The following is a 1,686-nucleotide window of genomic DNA, read 5'->3' as shown; positions in this document are numbered from 1 at the left end:
CTCCAAGTCCGTTGATAGCTGTGGTTGTTCCTTGCCTCTGAACGGTATTGGGCGCCGGCGATCGCGGACGCTGTCTTCGGGCCCCTTCTCTCGGGCCCAAAGACCCTTCGACCTCGTGCCATCACATCTGATGAGTGGGTAGAACCTGGGGATAGGTCGCCGACATGGTGCGGGTACCGGCTCGCCCGCAGTGATTGGACTACTGCGCTCAACGGTGTCGCATTGTGCCCCTTTAGAGTTCGCCGTCCATCGTCTCATCCGACCATGAGCCGAGTGCCGCCGCTAGGCGCAATGGATGAGTCCTGTGGACCCTCGGTGAGGCCGAAGGTCACGGGCCCTTCCTGTCGTGCGCGCCGAGTTCCAGCGGTTCACCCCGCGAGGGAGGAGCCCCTCAGCGGTGCGGCCCATCGGATGTGCGTGCCACCGCCGGCTGCTGCGCCGACTTCGCAGCTGCCCCCGGCCAGCTCGGCGCGACGGTGCAGGTTCGCCAGTCCGCTGCGTCTCGGGTTGTTGGAGTCGATGCCGCAGCCATCGTCGGTGACGTCGATGGTGATGTCGTCGGCGACGTGGATCTCGACGGTGAGATGCGCGGCACCGGAATGTCGCACGGCGTTGCTGACCGCCTCGACGATGGCCGGTGTCGCCTGTTCGGCGAGTTCTTCACCGACCGCGGTCAATGGTCCAGAGATCCGCACCGTCGTCTCGATGTTGCGGTCATCGGTGAGTTCGGTGATGGCGTTTTGAATCTGTTGGCGAAAGCCGCCGGCCGCGTCCGTTCGGGATTGCAACGCGAAGATGGTCGTACGAATCTCGTCGATGGTGTCCTGGAGATCGTCGATCGTACGGTGTAGGCGCTTGGTGATCTCGGGCGATCGTGAACGAGAGATGGTGCCTTGCAGATCCATCCCGGCGGCGAACAGTCTCTGTATGACGCGATCGTGCAGGTCGTGCGCGATTCGCTCGCGTTCATTTATCAGCGAGAGCCCGCGTGCGTACTCGCGGCTCGCGGACAAGCTGAGCGCGACCGCCGCACGATCGGCGAAGTCGCTCACCAGCGCGAGATCGCTTGCATTGAAAGGGGTATTGTCCGCGTTTCGGGCGACGGTGAGGATGCCGAGCACCGACTGCTGCGCACGCAGCGGCATCACGATCGCCGGTCGTTGCCCAACGTCGGTGAAGGCCTGAATGGGATGGCGGAACGTCTCGGTGATCAACGGCTCGCCGGAACGGAAGACACGGCCGCTCGTCGACCCGTCCACGGGTATGCGCTGGCCAACCACCTCGTCCGACAGCAATCCCACCGCGGTTGAAACAACCAGCGTGTCAATGTCTTCCGGCGCCAGATCGGAATCGCTGGGAACGAGCACGATGACCTGTTCGGCGTCGGTCAGCTCGCACACGCGCTCGGCGATCATCTGCAGCGGCGCGGCCACTGGGTCCAGGTCGGAAACCAGCGCCGTGTTGATCGCCCGACTGGCCTGCATCCACTTGGCCGCGGTGCTTACTCGGTCGAACAATCGGGCGTTCTCGATGGCAACTGCAGCTGCGGCTGCGAGCGCTCTTGCCGTTGCCTCATCGGATTCGGTGAATGCCTCCCGTCCAATCGGCTCGGTGAGGTAAAGACTGCCGAACATGGTCTGCCGGATCCTGATGGGCACACCCAGCAGTGCGCGCATCGGCGGATGG

General features: G+C 64.0%; 1 protein-coding gene. It reads right to left on the bottom strand.

The features are described 5' to 3' along the window. Positions 1-368: 368 nt before the first annotated feature. Positions 369-1,686 (bottom strand): GAF domain-containing sensor histidine kinase (locus tag ACRDUX_RS07930; protein WP_526412661.1); only part of this gene is annotated, 1,318 nt, incomplete at its 5' end.

Source organism: Mycobacterium sp. (assembly GCF_050701675.1).
Taxonomy (GTDB): Bacteria; Actinomycetota; Actinomycetes; order Mycobacteriales; family Mycobacteriaceae; genus Mycobacterium.
The sequence above is the reverse complement of the archived record's forward strand: the minus strand, read 5'-3'. Positions and strand labels throughout refer to the sequence as shown.